Here is a 20881-nt window from a genome sequence, read left to right on the forward strand (position 1 = left end):
GGGGGCAAATCGGCCAAAACAGGGCGATAAGGTAAACTCCCCTCGCAACAACCTAACCGCACCCCGCGGTTTTCAAGGTTTTTCGAGGAGTCAAAGTGAGTAACCGAGGTGAGCAGGCACTGCTCAAACAATCGACCATCCTGATGTTCGCCGTGGCGATTGCCGGGATCGTCACCGGTTTTGTTTCAGGTTCGCAATCCATCCTGTTCGATGGTTTTTTCTCGCTGATCGCAACGTTCATCAAAGTTCTGATGCTGATCACTGCCAAGCTGATCGCCAAGGAAAGCAATCACCGTTTCCAGTTCGGTTTCTGGCATCTGGAGCCGATGGTGCTGCTGATCGAAGGCAGCTTCCTGATGTTGATCGCGATCTACGCGTTCCTGAACGGCGTGTTCGGCATCATCAACGGTGGCCGCGAGATCGAGTTGGGCCTGGTGATCATTTATGCGGCGGTGTTTACCGTTGTCGAGTTCGCCTACTTCTTCTACGTCCGGCAGCGTAACCGCAAGCTCAAATCCAGCCTGATCCAGTTCGACAACATCAGTTGGCTGGTGGACGCGATGCTGTCCGTGGGCTTGTTGATCAGTTTCCTCGCGGCGCTGCTGCTCAAGTCCCAGGGTTATGGTCTGTGGGCGGTGTATGTCGACCCGTTGATCCTGATCGTACTGGCGCTGACCATGTTGCCGCCGGCGTTCAAGATCCTTGGGCCGGCGCTGCGCGATGTCTTGGGGATCGCCCCGGACACGCTGGATGATCAGGTGCGCCAGGTGATGGAGGCGGCGAAAACCGAGCATGGTTTCGACGATTACGTGTCGTACGTGCAGAAGCACGGGCGGGCACGGTTTATCGAAATTCATGTGGTGTTGCCGGCGGATTATGCGTTGAGCAATGTCGGACAGCTGGATGCGTTACGCGAAGAGATTTCGGCGAAGCTGGGCAAACCGGATGCGGCGCGCTGGTTGACCATCAGCTTTACCGGGGACAAGAAATGGATCGCTTAGAGACCGCATAACGGCCATTCGCGAGCAGGCTCGCTCCCACATTGAATTGCGCTGAACACACTATTTGTGAGCCGCACAATCAACTGTGGGAGCGAGCCTGCTCGCGAAAGCGATCTATAAATCAGCGAAGATATTCAGCCAGACCGTGGTAACAAGTCGCCAAGTGATAAGGCGTAGTCGAAGGCATGTCCTTACGGCTCACCTCTCCCAATTCATCCCGACACTCATGCCAGCCACCGGCATGCAGAAACCGCTGCTGCAACGCCTGCAACTGGCGCAGCACCACCGCTTCACTGCCCTGACGCAAGGTCAGCGCGCGCAGATATTCCGCCTGAGCCCAGATCCGCTGAGTCGAGTCTCGCGGGCGTCCGTCCATTTCCAGATCGAGCATCGCCCGCACCGCGCCGGATGGCTGCACCACACCGTATTGCTCGGTGAAGGCAAACGCCCGGTCGAGCGCCGCGTGCAGTTTCGAACCCCGCAGCAACGCTGACGATTCCAGCAGGAAATACCATTCGAATTGATGCCCAGGCTCATACCAGTTATCCACAGCCCCGAGCGGTTTTTCCATCAACACGCCATATTGCGGATCGACGAACTGCTTGTGCATGGCTGTGCATAACTCCAGCAATGCCTGCTGCGTCTGTACATCTTCACGAACGGCGAGGGTGGCGAGAAACGCTTCGGCCAGATGCATCAGCGGATTTTGCAGCGGACCGGTCTGCAGGGTGATCCAGTCGCGCTCCAGGCACGCTTCGTACAAACCATCGCCGGTCGCAAAGCGCCGGCCAATGATTTCCAGCGCCGCGTTGAGCGTCGACTCGGCCAACGGATCGCCGGACTTTTCCCAGTAATGCGCGCAGGCAAACAGGATGAAGGCGTGGGTGTAGAGGTCTTTGCGCTGATCCAGCGGCTTGCCTTGTGCGTCGATGCTGTAGAACCAGCCGCCGTGTTCGGCATCATGGAAGTGCCGTTGCAGCGAGCGGAACAGCGCCGCGGCGCGGACTTCAGCGTTATCCACAACCCCGATCAGACTGGAAAACAGATACAGCTGCCGCGCGCAGGCCATCGCCCGGTAGCGCTGCGGTGGCAGCGGTTGGTGCGCGGCGTCCAGCGCCTCAAAGGGCAGCGCCATGTCGGCATTCCAGCCCGGGCCTTGCCAGAGGGGCACGATCACATTGACGAAGTGCTGTTGCACATCATCGAACAGGGCGGTCAATTCGGGCAGGGCGGTGGAGCGGGAGGCGTGGGGCATGGGCGGACGTCGTCACGGCTGGGGCGATTGCGCGACATGGTAGCAGAGAGACCGGCCTGAGCGATGTGGTGTCTGTCAGTCCGCCTTCGCGAGCAGGCTCGCTCCCACAGTGGATTTGCAGCGTACACAAAACCTGTGGGAGCGAGCCTGCTCGCGAAAGGGGCAGTTCAGGCGATAGAGATCAGCCGGCCAGCAACCAGGCCCCAGTCGCCGCCGAAGCCGCTCCGGCCAACCGCACCAACGGTGCCGCCGCCTGAGGCAGGAACCGCACCACACCATAACCCGCCGCATGCAGCGCTGCTGTCGCGGCCACGAAACCCGCCGCATACGCCCAAGGATTGCTCATGTCCGGCAACTCCAGCCCATGCGCCACACCGTGGAACAACGCAAACACCGCCGTCGCCACCACCGCCATGACCAACGGCGGACGCACTGCCAGCGCCACGGCCAGACCCAACGCCAGCACCGACGCCGCAATCCCGCTTTCCAGCGCCGGCAATTGCAGCCCTTCAAAACCGAGCATGCCGCCCATCAGCATGGTGCCGACGAACGTGCACGGCAGCGCCCAACGCGCCGCGCCTTGCTGCTGCGCCGCCCACAAACCGACTGCCACCATCGCCAGCAAATGGTCGAGGCCGCCGATCGGGTGGCTGATGCCGGCGATCAAGCCACTGTCGCCATGCCCCGGATGCGCGAAGGCCAGCGCCGGGGTCAGCAGCAGCGCCACGGCGCCAAGAATACGTTTGAGTGTCATGGATGAGCTTCCTTGTTGATCAGTGAATCAGGCTGCGGTCAGCAGGCCCTGGCGTTCGATGAAGGCGATGATTTGCTCAAGGCCTTGACCGGTTTTCTGATTGCTGAAGACGAACGGCTTGCCGTTGCGCATGCGTTTGGTGTCGCTGTCCATCATCTCCAGCGAGGCACCCACCAGCGGCGCCAGGTCGATCTTGTTGATCACCAACAGGTCGGATTTGCAGATGCCCGGCCCGCCCTTGCGCGGCAGCTTGTCGCCGGCCGAGACGTCGATCACGTAGATGGTCAGGTCGGACAGCTCCGGGCTGAACGTCGCCGAGAGGTTGTCGCCGCCGGATTCCACCAGAATCAGATCCAGCCCTGGAAAACGCCGGTTCAGTTGATCGACCGCTTCCAGGTTGATCGAGGCGTCTTCACGGATCGCCGTGTGCGGGCAGCCACCGGTTTCCACGCCGATGATCCGCTCGGGCGCGAGGGCTTCATTGCGCACGAGAAAATCGGCGTCTTCGCGGGTGTAGATGTCGTTGGTGACCACGGCGAGGTTGTAGCGCTCGCGCAAGGCCAGGCACAAGGCCAGGGTCAATGCGGTTTTGCCGGAACCGACCGGGCCGCCGATGCCGACGCGCAGAGGTTGTGTGTTCATTAATGTTTCTCCTAGGAGCGAAAGAGGCGGCTGTACTGGCGCTCGTGGGCCATGCACGCCAGGGACAGGCCGAACGCGGCGCTGCCCATGTGTTCGGGGTTGATTCGGCTCGCATCCTGCTGCGCTTGCTGCAGCAGCGGCAGCAGTTCGCTGGTCAGGCGTTGTGCGGCTTGCTGACCCAGCGGCAGGGTTTTCATCAATACGGCGAGCTGGTTTTCCAGCCAGCTCCACAGCCATGCGGCGAGGGCGTCCTGTGGGTTGATGCCCCAGGCGCGCGCGGCCAGCGCCCAGCACAGAGCCAGGTGCGGTTCTGAACATTGATCGAGAAAGTCGCGGGCGGGCGTGTCGAGTTCAGGCAAACCATTGAGCAATTGCTGCAACGAATAGCCCATCTGCCGGCTCTCCAGATGCAACTCGCGAGTCTCGCGGCTGGCGCGGTGGCTTTCGCAGAGGCTGCGCAACTCGGTCCATTGTTCATCGGCGGCTGCCTGGCAATGCGCAAGCAACAGCGGCGCTTCGAAGCGCGACAGATTCAGCAGCAACTGATCGCTGATCCAGCGCCGAGCACTGTCAGGATTGTTCACGCGGCCGTTATCCACAGCCATTTCCAGGCCTTGCGAATAGCTGTAGCCGCCAATCGGCAGTTGCGGACTGGCCAGGCGCAGCAGCGCCCAGGCCGGATTCACAGGCGTACGCCGAACTGATGGAGTTTCGGCGCGTAATTGAAGTCTTCGTCGCCGTGTCGGGAATGGTGATGGCCGCCGCCGTAGGCACCGTGTTCCGGCTGGAACGGTGCTTCAATGGCTTTGACCTGGGCGCCAAGCTGTTCGAGCATCGCTTTGAGGACGTAATCGTCGAGCAGACGCAACCAGCCATCGCCAACTTGCAGGGCGACGTGGCGATTACCCAGGTGATAAGCCGCGCGGGTCAGTTCGAAGGCGTTGGCGCAGGTGACGTGCAGCAATTGCTCGGGGCGGGCGCAGACGCGGACGATGCGGCCGTCTTCGGCTTGCAGGCACTCGCCATCAAACAGTGGCGGCTGACCGCGCTCCAAAAACAACCCGACGTCTTCGCCCTCGGCACTGAAACAGCGCAAACGGCTTTTGCTCCGCGCTTCGAAGGTCAGGTGCAATTCGGCGGCCCAGACGGGTTGGGGGTCGATTCTGCGGTGAATCACCAGCATCGGAAAACTTCCAGCTATGGACAATGATTGGTCTAGAGCAAGGGCCTTGCCAATCGGACGAGATGTAGGAAATCCCTGTCGGAGCGTAGTGGATGTTTCAAGATGTTGCGGGAATATGGAAGGTTTTGGTGCGTGAAGATTTTTTAATGCACCAAATGGAGGCTTTGACGCCGAACCAAATGTGGGAGCGAGCTTGCTCGCGAAAGCGGGGGGTCAGTGGTTTAGAAGTTGGCTGACATGACGCCTTCGCGAGCAAGCTCGCTCCCACAGGGGATTTGGTCTGGGCTGAAATAAAGGAAGGTTATTCGGTACTGCCCAGGCCTTGCCAGTGCTTGAGGCCAATAAAGATAAAGCGCAGTTGCTGGGTGATCTTCGCCTGCGGCGTCAGATGCTCCGGCAGGGCTTCGGCGGGCGGGTCGATGATGTCGGGGAGGGTGGCAAACACCGATTTGACGATCAGGTCTGCCATCACGCTCAGGCCCTCGGCGTCCAGATGCTGAAGCTTGGGCATCATCGTCAGATCGGCAGCGAGGTCCGAGCTGATGTTCTCGCGCAAGCGCCCGATCGCTTGGCGCACGGGCAGCGAGCCGCCGTACTGCTCACGGGCGAGAAACAGGAATTGCGAGCGATTGGCGCTGACCACGTCAAGAAAGATCCGCACCGAGGCATCAATAATGCCGCCCATGACGAATTCGTTGTGCCGTACCAGGCGAATGGTTTCGCGGAAGGTCTGGCCGACTTCGCTGACCAGCACCAGGCCCAGCTCATCCATATCGGCGAAATGCCGGTAGAAACCGGTGGGCACGATCCCGGCGGTTTTGGTTACTTCGCGCAGGCTCAGGCTGCCGAATCCTCGGCCGCTTTCCATCAAGTGGCGGGCAGCGTCCATCAGGGCGTTGCGGGTCTGTTGTTTCTGTTCGGCGCGGGGCAGCATCGCAGGGTGTGTTCTATGGCAGGACAAGCGCCGCACTCTAGCAAATCGGCTTTGTCGGCGTCGAACGGGAGGAGGTGGGGCGAAAGGTTTTACCGGGTCAGAAAAGTCAAAAGCCCAATCCGTTGATTGGGCTTTTTTTCCAGGCCGCCATGGGCTTAGCTCAATTTGCTGTTGCGTTCGATCACACGGTCACCACCACCTTCGGCGAGGGTTTGACCTTGTGGAGTGCGGTCGCCGCCATCAGAAGCCAGGGTTTGGCCTTGTGGAGTGCGGTCGCTACCATCGGACGCCAAGGTTTGACCCTGTGGAGTGCGGTCGCCACCGTCAGAAGCCAAGGTCTGGCCTTGTGGAGTGCGGTCGCTACCGTCGGACGCCAGGGTCTGACCTTGTGGAGTCTTGTCGTAGCCGTCCTGAACCAGACCTTTCTCTTCCAGGCGATCACGGCCACCTTCAGCCAGAGTCTGACCTTGTGGGGTACGGTCCGAACCATCAGCTGCTACGGTTTGGCTGAATACCGAGTGGCTGGATTTCACTTGCGGAGTAGCCTGATCGGCAGCGGGCAGGGCGAAAGCAGTGCTGGCTAGCATCGACAGGGTAAGGCTGAGCAGTAATTGGCGTTTCATGATGGGTTGCTCCTTGGGAGGGCGATAAAGTGGGTACGAGGGCAATGCTACTCTCGATAAGTCGATATAAAAGTTCATAAACGCAATGGTAATAATCAACAGAATTGATTGTTCTGCCGGGAGGCTCTAGATCGCGGCTTTGCGGGCGACGGTTTTGCACCGGGGTGGGTATTTCCGACTCACTCGCGCCTCGTAAAAGTGCGGGTCGCGGTAACACTGTTCGACTGATCGGTCAGATTTCACGCGGCTTTTTGCGCGGTAATCGACCTTTCGATTAAACCTGCGGCTGGTTTGCCAGTCGTAGATTTCATGAGGGCCGCTTTGGCCCGCCGTTTCAGCCGTGCGCCGCAGTCTTTGCGTGCGGTCGTGATCAGGAGCTTTGTGCATGACGCGCACTGGAAAAATCTTCAGCTGGACCTTCGCCATCCTCGTGCTGCTACTGGCCGTGCTGGTATTGATCATCGTGTTCTTCGACTGGAACCGGATCAAACCGCCGCTCAACGCCAAAGTCTCGGAAGAACTGCACCGACCGTTTGCCATCAATGGCAACCTCGCGGTGATCTGGCAGCGTGAGCCGGACGAGGGCGGCTGGCGTGCGTGGGTGCCGTGGCCGCACGTGGTCGCTGAAGATCTGAGCCTGGGCAACCCGGACTGGTCGAAGAAACCGCAGATGGTCACGCTCAAGCGCGTTGAGCTGCGTATTTCGCCATTGGCACTGTTGGCGCAACGGGTGGTGATTCCGCGCATCGACCTGACCGAACCGAATGCCGAGTTGCAGCGTCTGGCCGATGGCCGCGCCAACTGGACATTCAAGTTCGACCCGAAAGATCCGAATGCCGAGCCGTCGAACTGGGTGGTTGATATTGGCGCCATCGGGTTCGACAAGGGCCACGTCACTCTCGACGACCAGACGCTCAAAACCAATCTTGATGTGCTGATCGATCCGCTGGGCAAGCCGATTCCCTACAGCGACATCGTCGGTGCCAAAGCGGCGAAAACCGCGCAGGACAAGGGCGGCTCACCGCAGGATTATGCGTTTGCTCTGAAGGTCAAAGGCCAATACCACGGCCAGAACCTCACAGGCCAAGGCAAGATCGGCGGTCTGCTCGCCTTGCAGGACGCGAGCAAGCCATTCCCGCTGCAGGCTCAGGCGAAGATTGGCGACACCCGCATCGAACTGGCCGGCACGCTGACCGATCCACTGAACCTAGGCGCCCTCGATTTGCGCCTGAAACTGGCCGGTGCCAGCCTCGGCAATCTTTATCCGTTGACCGGTGTGACCCTGCCGGACACGCCGCCGTATGCCACCGACGGCCATTTGATCGCCAAGCTGCATGACGCGGCCGGGGCGAAATTCACCTATGAGCAGTTCAACGGCAAGATCGGCAGCAGTGATATCCATGGCGACCTGACCTACGTCGCCAGCCAGCCACGGCCAAAACTCAGCGGCGCGTTGCTCTCCAATCAATTGCTGTTCGCCGATCTCGCACCACTGATCGGCGCCGACTCCAATGACAAACAAAAGGCTCGCGGCGGCGAAAGCAAACAGCCGGCCGATAAAGTGCTGCCGGTGGAGGAGTTCAAGACCGATCGCTGGCGCGCGATGGACGCTGATGTCGAGTTCACCGGCAAGCGCATCGTCCACAGCGAGAAACTGCCGTTCAACGACCTCTATACCCACCTGAAACTCAACGATGGCGAACTGAGCCTGGAGCCGCTGCGCTTCGGCGTCGCGGGCGGCAATCTCGATGCACAGATTCGCCTCAACGGCCGCACCGAGCCGCTGGAAGGTCGCGCCAAACTGACCGCGCGCCGCTTCAAACTCAAAGAGTTGTTCCCGACCTTTGAACCGATGAAGACCAGTTTCGGTGAGCTCAATGGCGACGCCGATATCACTGGGCGCGGCAACTCGGTGGCCAAGCTGCTGGGTGGGGCCAATGGCAAATTGAAGATGCTGATCAACGATGGCGCGATCAGCCGTGAGCTGATGGAACTGGCCGGGCTCAACGTCGGCAACTATGTGGTCGGCAAGATCTTTGGCGACAAGGAAGTGAAGATCAACTGCGCAGCGGCGGACTTCGACATCAAGAGCGGTCTGGCCACCACGCAGTTGTTTGTCTTCGATACCGAGAACGCGATCATTTACATCGACGGCACGGCGAACATGGCCACCGAGCAACTGGATCTGACCGTGACGCCGGAATCCAAGGGCTGGCGGTTGATTTCCCTGCGCTCGCCGCTGTACGTGCGTGGCAAGTTCATCAAGCCGGATGCGGGTGTGAAGGCTGTGCCGCTGATGTTGCGCGGGGCGGGGATGGTGGCGCTGGGCGTGATCGCAGCGCCAGCGGCGGGGCTGTTGGCGCTGGTAGCGCCGAGTGGTGGCGAGCCGAATCAGTGTGCGCCGTTGCTGGAGCAGATGAAGGCGGGCAAGGCGCCGGTTACCGTCAAACCCACTAAATAGTCGGTGCCCGTAAGGGCCCCTTCGCGAGCAGGCTCGCTCCCACATTTGAAATGCATTCCAATGTGGGAGCGAGCCTGCTCGCGAAGGCGGTTTTGAAGGGTTACAGGTCTTTCAGGATGTCAGCCATGTCATCGGCATGCTCTTCTTCCTGCGCCAGAATATCTTCGAAGATCCGTCGGGTTGTCGGGTCTTTCTCGCCGATGTACTGGATGATTTCGCGGTAGCTGTCGATGGCGATGCGCTCGGCCACCAGGTCCTCGTAAACCATTTCTTTCAGGGTTTCCCCGGCCACGTATTGCGCGTGGGACATTTTCGACAGCATGTCGGGGTTGAACTCCGGCTCGCCGCCCAATTGCACGATGCGCTCGGCCAGGCGATCGGCGTGCTGGGCTTCCTGAGTGGCGTGTTCGAGAAACTCTTCGGCGGCCACGCTGGCATTCACACCGGTGGCCATGAAGTAGTGGCGCTTGTAGCGCAACACGCAGACCAGTTCGGTGGCCAGCGATTCATTGAGCAAGCGCAGCACCTCTTCACGGTCGGCGCTGTAGCCCTCGGTGACGGCGCCGTTTTCGACGTGTTGGCGCGCACGGTCGCGCAGTGTTTGGACATCTGACAGATGCAGGTCGTCGCTCATTTCGATCTCCTGGAGGCTAATCCGATGGGCGCCACGTTCTGCGGACGCGGTCGCTTCCTAAGCTGTGAGTCATGAGCGTTGCAAAAAGTTTTATCGGTTTACGCAACCCCTGTAGGCGCTGCCGAAGGCTGTGATCTTGGCGCCAGCCCGGACAAAACTGCCTCCCCCCGCAACCAGGCAAAAAACGCCCGCACCGGTGGATGCCGTTCGCGCCCCGGCACACACAACGCGCTGTACCCGGCGCCATCGACTTGAACCTGACCCATGAACGGCACCAGCAAGCCACTGGCAACACTCTCCGAGACCAGAATATTGCTCGCCAGCACCAGCCCTTGACCGGCAATCGCCGCTTGCAGGGCGTAATGCTCTTCATCGTATTCGCGGATCGCCGGCTGCGGGTTCAACCAGTTTTCGCCGGCCTTCGCACACCACGCTTCCCAGCCATGGGCGTAAAGCTTGGAGTTGTGCCAGCGCACGCTGATCAACGTCGGTGTGCGCCGCGCGGCCAGCGCCACTTGCTCGGGCGAGCCGTAAACACCGAATGATTCATCGAACAGGCACAGGCCATAAAGGTTCGGGTAGTCGTCGAGGCTGTAGCGCAACACCAGATCGACGCTGGCGTCCTGATGCAGATCGATGACTTCACAGTGAGTATCGAGGCGCACGTTGATGTTCGGATGCTGGGCATAAAAGCGCCCGAGGCGCGGCACCAGCCACAGTGCTGCGAAGGCGGCGGTGGTCGATAGCGTCAGCGTGCTGGCGTTGCGCTGCGGGCGCAGGGTGTCGACGCTTTGCGCCACTTCCAGCAGCGCGCCATGCAAGCTGCGAAACAGGCGCTCGCCGCCCTCGGTCAGACGAACCTGGCGCGGCAGACGCTCGAACAACGCGACGCCAAGCCAGTCTTCCAGCGAACGAATCTGGTGCGAAATCGCCGTGGGCGTGACCGACAGTTCTTCGGCGGCAGCCTTGAAACTGAGCAGCCGTGATGCCGATTCAAAAGCGCGCAGGGCGGTGAGTGGCAGCGAGGCGAACATGAAAAGCTCCATGGATGAAATGAATTCATCCCGACTGATTTTTGCTCATTTGAGGCAACGGTGTGCTGCCTGCAATCTGCAGCGACACAGCCATCAAAGTCTAGCCTCAAGGAGTTTCAGATGAGCAAAATTCTTGCGATCCATGCCAGCCCCCGGGGTGACCGTTCTCACTCGCGGCACCTGGCGGAACATTTTCTCAGTGCCTGGCAGGTGCGTCATCCGCAGGCGCAGGTGACTCGCCGCGAGGTCGGGCGGGCACTGATTCCGGCGGTCAACGAAGCCTTTGTCGCCGCCGCGTTTTATCCACAGCCTGAAGCGCGTCCATTGTCGATGCAGGCGGATCTGGCCCTGAGCGATCAACTGGTCGGCGAGTTGTTCGATCACGACCTGTTGCTGATTTCCACGCCGATGTACAACTTCAGCGTGCCCAGCGGCCTCAAGGCCTGGGTCGATCAGATCGTGCGCCTGGGCCTGACCTTCGATCACACGCTGGACAACGGCGTTGCCCAATACACGCCGCTGTTGCAGGGCAAGAAGGCGCTGATCGTCACCAGTCGCGGCGGCTTTGGTTTCGGCCCGGGTGGCGAGCTGGAAGCCTTGAACCACGCCGACCCATGGCTGCGCACGGCGCTGGGTTTCATCGGCATCAACGACGTCACCGTGGTCGCGGCCGAGGGCGAAGAATCTGCCGAACGCACCTTCGCGGTGTCGGTGGCCGAGGCCGAGCAGCGCTTGCTCGACCTCGCCCGGGTGTTCTAGGTGGCCTGGCTGTTCTTGCTGATCGCCGCCGGGTTTGAAGTGATCTTCGCCATGGGCATGAAGTACGCCGAAGGGTTTACTCGGCTCTGGCCCTCGCTGATCACCGTGGTCGCGGCGGTCGGCGGGATTTATTTCCTGACCCTGGCAATGCGCGAGTTGCCGGTGAGCATTGCCTACCCGATCTGGACGGCGATTGGCTCACTGGGCACGGTGTTCCTCGGTTTTGCCCTGCTCGGCGAGAGCCTGACGCTGGTCAAACTGGTTTCGGTCGGGCTGATTGTGGCGGGGGTGGCAGGCCTGAAGTAGGCTGGTCGTTGAGTTGTCATCATCACGGAGGATGCTTGGCGGGCGTTTTGCACGTCTTGCATCCACTCACCGACCACAAGGATGTTTGCCCATGTCGACGCGTTATCCACTGGTGCTGGTGCCGGGCATGCTCGGGTTTATCCGGCTGGTTCTCTATCCATACTGGTACGGCATCATCAAGGCACTGCGCCGTGGTGGTGCGACGGTGATTGCCGTGCAGGTATCGCCGCTCAACTCGACTGAGGTGCGCGGCGAACAGTTGCTCGCGCGCATCGATGAGATATTGCGCGAGACCGGGGCGCAAAAGGTCAACCTGTTCGGCCACAGTCAGGGCTCACTGACGGCGCGCTATGCGGCGGCGAAACGGCCGGATCTGGTGGCGTCCGTCACGTCGGTGGCCGGGCCCAATCATGGCTCCGAGCTGGCCGATTATCTGGAAAAAAATTATCCGGCCGACAGCGCCAAGGGGCGGCTGCTTGAGGCGTTGCTACGGTTGGTCGGGTGGTTGATGGCTGTTTTGGAGACCGGTTATCGCGGGCCGAAATTGCCGGTGGATATCCACGCCTCGCACCAATCGCTGACCACTGAGGGCGTGGCGCTGTTCAATCAGCGTTATCCACAGGGCTTGCCTGAGTCGTGGGGCGGGCACGGGCCGGAAGAGGTCAATGGCGTACGTTATTACTCATGGTCGGGAACGTTGCAGCCCGGCAAGACTGATCGCGGCGGGAATTTGTTTGACGGGACCAATCGAAGTTGCCGCTTGTTTGCGAAAACCTTCGTGCGTGAGCCGGGGCAGTGCGATGGGATGGTCGGGCGGTATAGCTCGCATCTTGGGACGGTGATTGGCGATGACTATCCGCTGGACCACTTCGATATCGTCAATCAGTCGCTGGGGCTGGTCGGCAAGGGTGCGGATCCGGTGCGGCTGTTTGTCGAGCATGCGGCGCGGCTTGAGGCTGCCGGGGTTTAGCCCTGAGACCGCGTCATCGTTCTTCGCGAGCAGGCTCGCTCCCACATTCGAATGCATTCCAACAGAAGGAATGCGGACACCTGTGGGAGCGAGCCTGCTCGCGAAGAGGGCCTATCAGGCAACGCTTAATTTGCGGCCCAACACGGTGGTCCAGCGCTCGGAAAGAATCACCCCGCCCAACGTCAACAGCCCACCCACCAGGTGATACATCGCCAACTGTTCCTTCAACACCACCGCTGCAATCAGCGCGGTAATCAACGGCAGCAGGTTAAAGAACAACGTCGTGCGGCTCGGCCCCAGACGCTGCACAGCCTGCATCCACGCCAGCGGCGCGAGCATCGACGCCAACAGACACGCATACAACACCAGCGGAATGTTCTGCAGGGTCAAACCGGTCTTCGGCGAAGCGGCATACAGTGGAAACAGCACGACAATTGCCACCAGCACTTGCAAATACAGCAACACCAGCGGCGGCAGGCGCAGCTGCCATTTTTTCAGCAGCGTGCTGTAGATCGCATAGGCCAGGGTCGCGATCAGCATCATCGCATCACCCATGTTCACGCCGTGTTGCAGCAGTGCGCCGAGGCTGCCCGACGACACCACCACCAGCACGCCAGCAAATGACAATACTGCACCGACCAGTGCTCCCGCCGTCAGGCGCTGCCCAAGGCTGATGATCGCCATGGCCAGCGACATCAATGGCATCAGCGACAGGATGATGCCCATGTTGGTCGCGGTAGTCAGAGTCGCAGCGAAATAGGCGAGGCTTTGATACACCGCCATGCCAAGTACGCCGAGGACGAAAATCTTGCCCAGGTTCGGACGGATCTGCGGCCAGTGCGCGATCACCGCTTTGAGCATGAACGGGGTGAACAGCAAGCCGGCCAGCAGCCAGCGGTAGAAACCGATCTCGGCGGGGAAAATCGCCCCGACCGCCAGTTTGTTGATCACGGTATTGCCGGCCCAGATAAAAATCGCCAGCAGCGGAAACGCGTATTGCATGAGTTGAAACCAGTACGTTGATGAAAGGCAATTATCCGTTGTCTGGATGCAAGCCTATACTTCGAACCGGACAACCTGCCTCTGAAACCGGACAGCATGAACAGTAAACACATCGATCTGCTGGATTTCAGCGAACTGCCGTCGGCGGTGTACTTCCGCTACGCCGATTTCAACGCCCATGAATACGCCGCGCCGCACCGCCATCCGTGGGGCACGCTGGAGTATGCCGCACACGGCGTGTTGCACATGGACGTCGATGGCAGTCGCTTCATGTCGCCGCCGCAATACGCGGTGTGGGTGCCGCCGCAGATCGAGCACAGTTTCTACAGCCATCAACCGGTCAACTATCGTGCGGTGTGCCTCGACCCGAAGGTCTGCGCCGAACTGCCGACACGCGCCTGTACTCTGGCGATCAGCGACATCCTCAAAGCGATTCTCAAGGACTTCGCCGCCCGCGACGTGAAGATTCCTGCGCTCGATGCCGATCAACGACTGGCGCAGGTTCTGGTCGATCAACTGCAACAGGCGCCGGTGCATGAGTGTTATCTGCCGTACGCGAGCAGTCCGGGGTTGCTGGCGATCCTCGAAACCTTGCAGGCCGAACCGGGCAACAATCAGCCGTTGGCGCATTGGGCGCTGCAGGTGCACGTCAGCGAACGTACGCTGGCCCGGCAATTCGTTCGGGAGCTGGGGATGAGTTTTGGCGAGTGGCGTCAGCGCTTGCGCTATCTCGCCGCGATCGAGGCGCTGGAAACATCGTGCAGCGTGCAGGAAATCGCCTTCGATCTCGGTTACAGCAGCGGCTCCGCATTCATCGCCATGTTCGCGCGGCAGGCGGGGTGTACGCCGGAGCAGTATCGCCGTAGCCATCTCGAAGGCAGGAAGGTGTAACAAGATTTGGCTACACTCCAGCAGAGGCCGCCCCCATCGGTGCGGCGACAAGGAGAAAACTCCATGAAGATGTTGCGTGTGCCGTTGTTGATGATTGGTTTGCTCCTGTGTTCCCAGGGTTTCGCCGCCACGGCGCAACAGAACAAAATGACCACTTGCAATGCCGATGCGACCGCCAAGAGTCTGAAAGGCGATGAGCGCAAAACCTTCATGAGCACCTGCCTCAAGGCAGCGCCAGCGGCCAACGATGCCAAGGCCCTGACCCCGCAGCAGCAGAAAATGAAGACCTGCAACGCCGATGCCGCCACCAAAGCCCTGACCGGCGATGCGCGCAAGACCTTCATGAGTGATTGCCTGAAGAAAAAATAACTGGATTCGGTGGGGTACCTGGTCGACGCGTCCGCTTGAGATTTGCCCTCACCCTAACCCTCTCCCAGAGGGAGAGGGAACTGACCGCGGTGTTTCAAGACATTCGTCGACCTGAAAAAACCGGGCGATTATGGATTCCATGGCGCTGTCTCAGGTCACTGGATATCCAGAGCATCCCCCAATCGGTTCCCTCTCCCTGAGGGAGAGGGGACTGACCGCGGCGTTTCAAGACATTCGTCGACCTGAAAAAACGGTCGATCATGGATTCCATGGCGCTGTCTCAGGTCACTGGATATCCAGAGCATCCCCCAATCGGTTCCCTCTCCCTTTGGGAGAGGGCTAGGGTGAGGGGGGCTGTAGCTCCGCATATTTCTAGTGCTTACCCCGGAACGCTGGCAGACTGCCAATCCTTTTACGCCGTTCGTTTTGAGGCTGTATGCCAACGTTTTCTGAGCGTCATGTAGTGTTCTGGGTCAGTTGCATCATCATTTTCGGCGGTTTGCTGCTGGTGCTGCCGCTGCGCTTGCTGCCCAGTCTGTTGGCCGGTTTGTTGGTCTATGAGCTGGTCAACATGCTCACTCCGCAACTGCAACGGCTGATCGAAGGCCGACGCGCGCGGTGGCTGGCGGTGGCTTTGCTCGGCACCCTGGTGGTGAGTGTGCTGGCGCTGATCTTCGCCGGCGCGATCAGTTTTCTCCTGCACGAAGCAGAAAACCCCGGCGCTTCCCTGGACAAATTCATGGGCGTGGTTGATCGCGCGCGTGGGCAATTGCCACCGTTCATCGACGCCTACCTGCCGGCCAGTGCTGCGGAGTTTCGCGTGGCGATCGGCGAGTGGATGAGCAAGCACCTGTCTGACCTGCAACTGGTCGGCAAGGATGCGGCGCACATGTTCGTGACGCTGCTGATCGGCATGGTGCTCGGCGCGATCATCGCCTTGCAGCGCATCCCCGACGTGACCAAACGCAAACCGCTGGCCGCCGCGCTGTTCGACCGTTTGCACCTGCTGGTGCAGGCGTTCCGCAACATCGTCTTCGCGCAGATCAAGATTTCCCTGCTCAACACCTTCTTCACCGGGATCTTCCTCGCGGTAATCCTGCCGATGTTCGGCATCAAGCTGCCGCTGACCAAAACCCTGATCGTGCTGACCTTCCTGCTCGGCCTGTTGCCGGTGATCGGCAATCTGATGTCGAACACGCTGATCACCATCGTCGGCCTGTCGCTGTCGATCTGGGTGGCGATTGCCGCGCTGGGTTATCTGATCTTTATCCACAAGCTCGAGTACTTCCTCAACGCGCGCATCGTTGGCGGGCAGATCAGTGCCAAGTCGTGGGAGTTGCTGCTGGCGATGCTGGTGTTCGAGGCCGCGTTCGGCTTGCCGGGGGTGGTGGCGGGGCCGATTTATTACGCGTACCTGAAGAGTGAGTTGAAGCTGGGCGGGATGGTTTGATTCAGAATTTGTAGTGTTTGAGCTGGCCTCTTCGCGAGCAGGCTCGCTCCCACATTTTGAGCGCATTCCTTCAGTTGAAATGCAATCTGGTGTGGGAGCGAGCCTGCTCGCGAAAGGCGCGACGCCGATTTCAGGTCAGTTCATGGCGCCATAGCGTTTCATGGCTTCAATCGCCAATCCGCTGCCAATGCTGCCAAAGATATTCCCTTCAACATGCCGCGCATTCGGCAGCATCGCCGAGACGCTGTTGCGCAGCGCCGGAATCCCGCTCGAACCGCCGGTGAAGAACACGGTATCCACCTGTTCAACCGCCACACCGGCATCGTTCAACAGTTGTGTGACGCTGCCGCGCACCCGCTCCAGCAACGCATCAATCGCCGATTCAAACAGCGCACGGGTCAGTTCCACGCTCAAACCGGCTTCGATGCGGTCCAGCGGCACATGGCGGCTGTCGGTATGGGTCAGCTGGATCTTGGTCTCTTCGACTTCCATCGCCAGCCAGTGCCCGGCGCGTTGTTCGATCAGCTTGAACAGGCGATCAATGCCGCCAGTGTCTTCGATGTCGTAGCGCATGCTGCCCAGCGCCAGGCTGGATTTCTGCGAGTACACCGAGTTGATGGTGTGCCAGGTCGCCAGGTTCATGTGGTGGCTGGTCGGCATGTAGGCGCCGCTCTTCATGCGGCTGCCGTAGCCGAACAGCGGCATCAGACCTTGCAGGCTCAGCTGTTTGTCGAAGTCGGTCCCGCCGATGTGCACACCGCCGGTGGCGAGGATGTCGTCGTGACGGTTATCCAGACCCCGACGTTCGGGCGACAGGCGCACCAGCGAGAAGTCGGAGGTACCACCGCCGATGTCGACGATCAGCACCAGTTCTTCTTTCTCGATGGTCGACTCGTAGTCGAAGGCTGCCGCAATCGGCTCGTACTGGAAAGAGACTTCCTTGAAACCGATCTTCTTGGCTACGTCGACCAAGGTGTCTTCGGCTTCCTGGTCAGCCAGCGGATCGTCGTCGACGAAGAACACTGGGCGACCGAGCACAACCTGCTCGAATTCCCGACCGGCGGCGGTCTCGGCGCGGCTTTTCAGTTGACCGATGAACAGGCCGAGCAAGTCCTTGAACGGCATTGCCGTGCCGAGCACGCTGGTGTCGTGCTTGATCAGCTTGGAACCGAGCAGGCTTTTCAGCGAGCGCATCAGGCGGCCTTCGTAGCCTTCCAGATACTCGTGCAGGGCCAGACGACCGTACACCGGGCGGCGCTCCTCGATGTTGAAGAAGACCACCGACGGCAGGGTGATCTTGTCGTCTTCCAGCGCGATCATCGTTTCCATGCCGGGGCGCAGCCAGCCGACGGTGGAGTTGGACGTGCCGAAGTCGATGCCGCAGGCACGGGCTGGAGAGGCGTCTTTCATGTCTTTCGGTTCCGGTCAAAAAAACGGCCGCGCAGTGTATGTCAGTGCGCGTCAGATTCGAAGGCCGGTCATCTGCTATTTCGCGACTAAACTGCTTGAAACTCGCAGCTTCGCCCCAAACTTGCTGGCATGGGCCGGCAGAACCACCGGCGGTCGCAAGAACCGCCGTCCACTGCCGATAAACTTCTGCTGCGCCACCCGGTCACAACCTTGAGATCGGTCAACCCGGCACGCGCGAATCGGCGCATGCTGGCATCGGCGCGAAATCGATAACGGATGGTGATTCCTTCGATGGACTTCAAAGACTATTACAAGATACTCGGCGTGGAGCCGACAGCAGACGACAAGGCAATCAAGGCTGCCTATCGCAAGCTGGCGCGCAAATACCACCCCGATGTCAGCAAGGAAAAGGACGCCGAGGCGAAATTCAAAGATGCCTCGGAAGCCTATGAAGCGCTGAAGAGCGCCGACAAACGCGCCGAATACGACGAGCTGCGCCGCTATGGCCAGCACGGTCAGCCGTTCCAAGGGCCACCGGGCTGGCAGAGCCGAGGCGGCTTTGGCGGTGGCGGTGGCGACACCGGTGACTTCTCGGACTTCTTCAGTTCGATCTTCGGCAATCGCGGCCCCGGTTTCGGTGGCGGCGAAGGTCGGCAACAACGCAGTGCAGGGCGCCGAGGGCAAGACGTGGAAATGGAACTGCCGATCTTCCTCGAGGAGACGCTGGCGAACGAGTCGAAGAAAGTCACCTTTCAGGTGCCGCAATACAACGCCAACGGCCAGCACGTCAGCAACACCAGCAAAAGCCTTAACGTGAAGATCCCGGCGGGCGTGACCGACGGCGAGCGCATCCGCCTCAAAGGCCAGGGCGCACCGGGCGTCGGTGGCGGGGCGAATGGCGATCTGTACCTGACCATTCGTTTTGCGCCGCACCCGAAATTCGATGTCGAAGGCGAAAACCTGATCATCACCCTGCCACTGGCTCCGTGGGAGCTGGCGCTGGGTGCCGAAGTGGCGGTGCCGACCCTGACCGGCAAGATCAATCTCAAGGTCCCGGCCGGCAGTCAGAACGGTCAGCGCATGCGCGCCAAAGGTCATGGCCTGAAAAACAAGGCCGGTGAGCGCGGTTATCTGTTTGTGCAACTCAAAGCGGTGATGCCGAAAGCGGCCGACGACGAGGTCAAGGCGCTGTGGCAGGAACTGGCGAAGAAAGCCGCCTTCAATCCGCGAGAGAACTTCTGAATTCGACGACGGAGTAGCCCATCATGAGCAGCCCCCTGATCGTTCAACTGGACCTGGCAGAATTCTGTGAGGCGGCCGATTTGTCGGACGTCTACGTGATCGAAATCGTCGAACACGGCATCCTCGAACCTCAGGGCGCGCAGCCCCGGGAATGGCGCTTCACCGATTACGAATTGGCCTTGGCCAAACGGGCGGTGAAGTTGCGTCGTGATCTGGAGCTGGAGTGGGAAGGCGTCGCCCTGGCGCTGGATCTGCTGGAAGAGGTGCGTTTATTGCGCGCTGAAAACCGCATGTTGCGCCAGCGCCTTGGGCGTTTGGTGGTCGAGTAGTTTTGCGCTGGGTTTGCATGGCCGGATCGACCTTGTTCGCGAAGCGTAGCCGCTTGTGCAAGGTTATTGTTTGCAGGTGTTTCTCCGGTTTTAACCGGCGAATCTCTCTGATAGTTTCGAGTAAGGATCGGCAATGGACGCCGGTCGCCGCAGCGCCAGCCATGCCGGCGGGCGCTGCGTAACGCTTACAAGGAAACGTAAAAATGCCAGTCAAACCCAAACCGCCAACGCCGGCAACGGGCCGGGTCGATGCGCCCGCGAGCCCGCGTACATCCGCTGATGCGGACTCTTCAGGAACCGGGACACCGCATGTCGCCCCAGACCCCTTTCTTCGCAAAACGCCCGGTACTACGCCTGAAACGGCTGATGGCACGCCTGAGTCCTCGGTGGCTGCGGCGACGTCGAGAGTGCATGTGCACGAGTCGACGTCCGTTTCCGCCGGGGTCAGTACTTCCGATGCCCCTGGGCTGCAGCAATACCTGATCCCCGCGTCGAGCGCGTTACCCGGCGCCGATGCCGAGGGTTTTCGCACTTTCAAGGGCCGGCAGTACGCCGATATTCAGGGTGGCGGCACGGTGTTGCTTGCCGTCGATCCGCAAACCGGTCTGCACAGGGCCCGTCTGGCGAGCGAACTGCAGCCGTCAGGGCCGGCGCTTGCATTTGATCTCGCGAGCAATCACTGGTTTGAATTGCAGGACTTCTCCGTTTCCACGCCGCAGGCTGTCATGCCGCGCAAGAGTCGTCGCTCTCCGCACAAAAGTGACGATGAGTTCGAGTTGGCCCTGGAAGAGTTGCCGCGCAATGACGCCGGTGCGTCGGAGCAGTTTTATCTGGCCTCCGAATCCATGCCGATCAAACCGTACACGACTCAAGAGCTGATGATGATGCGCAGTGAAACACGCTATTCGTTTCTCGGTAATCAACTGGGCACTTACAACCGCGCAAATAACGGCAAGTACCCGCTGCGGGACATTGCCGGCAGGCCGATCCGCATCCGTAAACTGGAGACCAAAGTGCGTCTTGTAGAAGGCGATTTGTTTACCTCCGAACAGATCAAGCCCTATATCAAGTTTGAAGGTCATGAAGATGTCGCGATGCTTTATGAGCAGAAGCTGCAATGGCGATTGTTCACCGCGGCCGATGTAAAAGTGCCCGGTGAAAAAGCCTTGGTCGGGCAGTCCATGGTGGTGGCCAACAGGCGCATCGCCAAGGGTGAGGCGATTGGTGTCTATGGCGGTGTCATTACCCCGGCACGCTTCGTAGGGCCCCATGAACAGACGTTCAGCATGCTGGCCGGAATGCGTTTGCAGTATGGGCCGGGACAATTTCTGCCCGACCCGTTGGCCATACTGGGCGACAACATCATTTCCAGAATCAACTCCAACTTTGAGTACGACGCTACAGGCAAGCCCGTTCGCCAAGCGCCGGATGGCTATAACGTTGTAGCGGTGCCATTCAATATCGAGGCGCAGCAGTGGGTCGGCAAGCAATTGGTGACCAAGGACTTTATCCTCAACGCCGTGTTCGCCTCGCAAGACATACCGGCAGGCACTGAGCTACGCCTGGATTACAACTACAACGAGCAACAGATGTCGTGGGCATTTCCCTGATTGATCAGGCAACGCCGCTGAA

At 60.1% G+C, this 20881-nt stretch carries 22 protein-coding genes; 11 read left to right on the top strand and 11 right to left on the bottom strand.

Going from position 1 to position 20881, the window contains the following annotated elements; genetic code table 11:
• The first annotated feature begins 95 nt into the window (after positions 1 to 95).
• Entirely contained in the window at positions 96 to 1001 is a 906-nt protein-coding gene (locus tag PspS49_RS02900) for a cation diffusion facilitator family transporter (RefSeq protein WP_160038034.1), read from the top strand.
• Between the two features lie 121 nt (positions 1002 to 1122).
• On the opposite strand, the gene PspS49_RS02905 is transcribed toward PspS49_RS02900, so the two are convergent.
• The 7 genes from PspS49_RS02905 to PspS49_RS02935 all read right to left on the bottom strand — a co-directional run bounded on the left by PspS49_RS02905 (position 1123) and on the right by PspS49_RS02935 (position 6392).
• A complete protein-coding gene (locus tag PspS49_RS02905) occupies positions 1123 to 2256 on the bottom strand; it encodes an AGE family epimerase/isomerase (RefSeq protein WP_150750067.1) in 1134 nt (377 codons plus the stop codon).
• A 181-nt stretch (positions 2257 to 2437) separates the two neighbouring features.
• Positions 2438 to 3010: a HupE/UreJ family protein gene (locus tag PspS49_RS02910; RefSeq protein ID WP_160038036.1), complete on the bottom strand. Its 573-nt coding sequence runs from the start codon at positions 3008 to 3010 to the stop codon at positions 2438 to 2440.
• 27 nt (positions 3011 to 3037) lie between these two features.
• Positions 3038 to 3652: an urease accessory protein UreG gene (ureG, locus tag PspS49_RS02915; protein ID WP_007915910.1), complete on the bottom strand. Its 615-nt coding sequence runs from the start codon at positions 3650 to 3652 to the stop codon at positions 3038 to 3040.
• An 11-nt stretch (positions 3653 to 3663) separates the two neighbouring features.
• Complete coding sequence (locus PspS49_RS02920; protein WP_150750065.1) at positions 3664 to 4338, bottom strand: urease accessory protein UreF; 675 nt, start codon at positions 4336 to 4338, stop codon at positions 3664 to 3666.
• The gene (gene ureE / locus PspS49_RS02925; protein WP_127925638.1) at positions 4335 to 4835 is read right to left on the bottom strand and encodes an urease accessory protein UreE; all 501 of its coding nucleotides are present in this window, start codon (positions 4833 to 4835) and stop codon (positions 4335 to 4337) included. The genes PspS49_RS02920 and ureE overlap by 4 nt, the downstream gene beginning before the upstream one ends.
• 301 nt (positions 4836 to 5136) lie before the next feature.
• Positions 5137 to 5769, bottom strand: a complete 633-nt coding sequence (locus PspS49_RS02930; protein WP_077570695.1) for a TetR family transcriptional regulator — start codon at positions 5767 to 5769, stop codon at positions 5137 to 5139.
• Positions 5770 to 5924: 155 nt separating this feature from the next.
• On the bottom strand, positions 5925 to 6392 hold the full coding sequence (locus PspS49_RS02935; protein ID WP_150750064.1) for a hypothetical protein: 468 nt from the start codon (positions 6390 to 6392) through the stop codon (positions 5925 to 5927).
• A 385-nt stretch (positions 6393 to 6777) separates the two neighbouring features.
• Here PspS49_RS02935 and PspS49_RS02940 point away from each other — a divergent pair, with 385 nt between their 5' ends.
• Complete coding sequence (locus PspS49_RS02940) at positions 6778 to 8853, top strand: AsmA family protein (RefSeq protein WP_160038038.1); 2076 nt, start codon at positions 6778 to 6780, stop codon at positions 8851 to 8853.
• Between the two features lie 100 nt (positions 8854 to 8953).
• Here PspS49_RS02940 and PspS49_RS02945 read toward each other — a convergent pair whose 3' ends face one another.
• Positions 8954 to 9487, bottom strand: coding sequence for a ferritin-like domain-containing protein (locus PspS49_RS02945; RefSeq protein WP_127925641.1), 534 nt, complete (start codon positions 9485 to 9487; stop codon positions 8954 to 8956).
• A gap of 98 nt (positions 9488 to 9585) precedes the next feature.
• Positions 9586 to 10533 carry a LysR substrate-binding domain-containing protein gene (locus PspS49_RS02950; protein ID WP_174245041.1) on the bottom strand — a complete coding sequence of 316 codons (948 nt, stop codon included), beginning with the start codon at positions 10531 to 10533 and terminating at the stop codon, positions 9586 to 9588.
• 108 nt (positions 10534 to 10641) lie between these two features.
• Here PspS49_RS02950 and PspS49_RS02955 point away from each other — a divergent pair, with 108 nt between their 5' ends.
• From PspS49_RS02955 to PspS49_RS02965, 3 genes are all read left to right on the top strand, one after another.
• Positions 10642 to 11280: an NAD(P)H-dependent oxidoreductase gene (locus tag PspS49_RS02955; RefSeq protein ID WP_127925643.1), complete on the top strand. Its 639-nt coding sequence runs from the start codon at positions 10642 to 10644 to the stop codon at positions 11278 to 11280.
• Positions 11281 to 11586 carry a multidrug efflux SMR transporter gene (locus PspS49_RS02960; protein ID WP_127925644.1) on the top strand — a complete coding sequence of 102 codons (306 nt, stop codon included), beginning with the start codon at positions 11281 to 11283 and terminating at the stop codon, positions 11584 to 11586.
• Between the two features lie 91 nt (positions 11587 to 11677).
• A complete protein-coding gene (locus PspS49_RS02965; protein ID WP_150750062.1) occupies positions 11678 to 12556 on the top strand; it encodes a triacylglycerol lipase in 879 nt (292 codons plus the stop codon).
• Positions 12557 to 12670: 114 nt separating this feature from the next.
• Here PspS49_RS02965 and PspS49_RS02970 read toward each other — a convergent pair whose 3' ends face one another.
• Positions 12671 to 13558 (bottom strand): DMT family transporter, encoded by an 888-nt coding sequence (locus tag PspS49_RS02970; protein WP_127925646.1) that lies wholly within the window; start codon positions 13556 to 13558, stop codon positions 12671 to 12673.
• A gap of 96 nt (positions 13559 to 13654) precedes the next feature.
• On the opposite strand from PspS49_RS02970, the gene PspS49_RS02975 reads away from it, so the two are divergent.
• The 3 genes from PspS49_RS02975 to PspS49_RS02985 all read left to right on the top strand — a co-directional run bounded on the left by PspS49_RS02975 (position 13655) and on the right by PspS49_RS02985 (position 16268).
• Positions 13655 to 14449 (top strand): helix-turn-helix transcriptional regulator, encoded by a 795-nt coding sequence (locus PspS49_RS02975; protein ID WP_160038042.1) that lies wholly within the window; start codon positions 13655 to 13657, stop codon positions 14447 to 14449.
• A 63-nt stretch (positions 14450 to 14512) separates the two neighbouring features.
• Positions 14513 to 14818: a PsiF family protein gene (locus PspS49_RS02980; protein WP_077570711.1), complete on the top strand. Its 306-nt coding sequence runs from the start codon at positions 14513 to 14515 to the stop codon at positions 14816 to 14818.
• Between the two features lie 436 nt (positions 14819 to 15254).
• The gene (locus tag PspS49_RS02985) at positions 15255 to 16268 is read left to right on the top strand and encodes a hypothetical protein (RefSeq protein WP_064388695.1); all 1014 of its coding nucleotides are present in this window, start codon (positions 15255 to 15257) and stop codon (positions 16266 to 16268) included.
• A gap of 135 nt (positions 16269 to 16403) precedes the next feature.
• Here PspS49_RS02985 and PspS49_RS02990 read toward each other — a convergent pair whose 3' ends face one another.
• Complete coding sequence (locus PspS49_RS02990) at positions 16404 to 17678, bottom strand: Hsp70 family protein (protein WP_122599275.1); 1275 nt, start codon at positions 17676 to 17678, stop codon at positions 16404 to 16406.
• Between the two features lie 291 nt (positions 17679 to 17969).
• Here PspS49_RS02990 and PspS49_RS02995 point away from each other — a divergent pair, with 291 nt between their 5' ends.
• From PspS49_RS02995 to PspS49_RS03005, 3 genes are all read left to right on the top strand, one after another.
• Positions 17970 to 18920 carry a DnaJ C-terminal domain-containing protein gene (locus tag PspS49_RS02995; RefSeq protein ID WP_116031808.1) on the top strand — a complete coding sequence of 317 codons (951 nt, stop codon included), beginning with the start codon at positions 17970 to 17972 and terminating at the stop codon, positions 18918 to 18920.
• A gap of 23 nt (positions 18921 to 18943) precedes the next feature.
• Positions 18944 to 19249 carry a chaperone modulator CbpM gene (locus tag PspS49_RS03000; RefSeq protein ID WP_127925649.1) on the top strand — a complete coding sequence of 102 codons (306 nt, stop codon included), beginning with the start codon at positions 18944 to 18946 and terminating at the stop codon, positions 19247 to 19249.
• 203 nt (positions 19250 to 19452) lie between these two features.
• Positions 19453 to 20859: a hypothetical protein gene (locus tag PspS49_RS03005; protein WP_160038044.1), complete on the top strand. Its 1407-nt coding sequence runs from the start codon at positions 19453 to 19455 to the stop codon at positions 20857 to 20859.
• Positions 20860 to 20881 lie beyond the last annotated feature (22 nt).

The sequence above is a fragment of the Pseudomonas sp. S49 genome, assembly GCF_009866785.1.
In the GTDB taxonomy this organism is placed as follows: Bacteria; Pseudomonadota; Gammaproteobacteria; order Pseudomonadales; family Pseudomonadaceae; genus Aquipseudomonas.

Bases quoted from the DNA above. Each gene is read 5' to 3' on its own strand.
- PspS49_RS02950 (WP_174245041.1), bottom strand. From the start codon at position 10,533: ATGGAGCTTTTCATGTTCGCCTCGCTGCCACTCACCGCCCTGCGCGCT.
- PspS49_RS02965 (WP_150750062.1), top strand. From the start codon at position 11,678: ATGTCGACGCGTTATCCACTGGTGCTGGTGCCGGGCATGCTCGGGTTT.
- PspS49_RS02940 (WP_160038038.1), top strand. From the start codon at position 6,778: ATGACGCGCACTGGAAAAATCTTCAGCTGGACCTTCGCCATCCTCGTG.
- PspS49_RS02995 (WP_116031808.1), top strand. From the start codon at position 17,970: ATGGACTTCAAAGACTATTACAAGATACTCGGCGTGGAGCCGACAGCA.
- PspS49_RS02980 (WP_077570711.1), top strand. From the start codon at position 14,513: ATGAAGATGTTGCGTGTGCCGTTGTTGATGATTGGTTTGCTCCTGTGT.
- PspS49_RS02905 (WP_150750067.1), bottom strand. From the start codon at position 2,256: ATGCCCCACGCCTCCCGCTCCACCGCCCTGCCCGAATTGACCGCCCTG.
- PspS49_RS02975 (WP_160038042.1), top strand. From the start codon at position 13,655: ATGAACAGTAAACACATCGATCTGCTGGATTTCAGCGAACTGCCGTCG.
- PspS49_RS02985 (WP_064388695.1), top strand. From the start codon at position 15,255: ATGCCAACGTTTTCTGAGCGTCATGTAGTGTTCTGGGTCAGTTGCATC.
- PspS49_RS02970 (WP_127925646.1), bottom strand. From the start codon at position 13,558: ATGCAATACGCGTTTCCGCTGCTGGCGATTTTTATCTGGGCCGGCAAT.
- ureE (WP_127925638.1), bottom strand. From the start codon at position 4,835: ATGCTGGTGATTCACCGCAGAATCGACCCCCAACCCGTCTGGGCCGCC.
- PspS49_RS02990 (WP_122599275.1), bottom strand. From the start codon at position 17,678: ATGAAAGACGCCTCTCCAGCCCGTGCCTGCGGCATCGACTTCGGCACG.
- PspS49_RS02955 (WP_127925643.1), top strand. From the start codon at position 10,642: ATGAGCAAAATTCTTGCGATCCATGCCAGCCCCCGGGGTGACCGTTCT.
- PspS49_RS02945 (WP_127925641.1), bottom strand. From the start codon at position 9,487: ATGAGCGACGACCTGCATCTGTCAGATGTCCAAACACTGCGCGACCGT.
- PspS49_RS02930 (WP_077570695.1), bottom strand. From the start codon at position 5,769: ATGCTGCCCCGCGCCGAACAGAAACAACAGACCCGCAACGCCCTGATG.
- PspS49_RS02910 (WP_160038036.1), bottom strand. From the start codon at position 3,010: ATGACACTCAAACGTATTCTTGGCGCCGTGGCGCTGCTGCTGACCCCG.
- PspS49_RS03000 (WP_127925649.1), top strand. From the start codon at position 18,944: ATGAGCAGCCCCCTGATCGTTCAACTGGACCTGGCAGAATTCTGTGAG.
- ureG (WP_007915910.1), bottom strand. From the start codon at position 3,652: ATGAACACACAACCTCTGCGCGTCGGCATCGGCGGCCCGGTCGGTTCC.
- PspS49_RS02935 (WP_150750064.1), bottom strand. From the start codon at position 6,392: ATGAAACGCCAATTACTGCTCAGCCTTACCCTGTCGATGCTAGCCAGC.
- PspS49_RS03005 (WP_160038044.1), top strand. From the start codon at position 19,453: ATGCCAGTCAAACCCAAACCGCCAACGCCGGCAACGGGCCGGGTCGAT.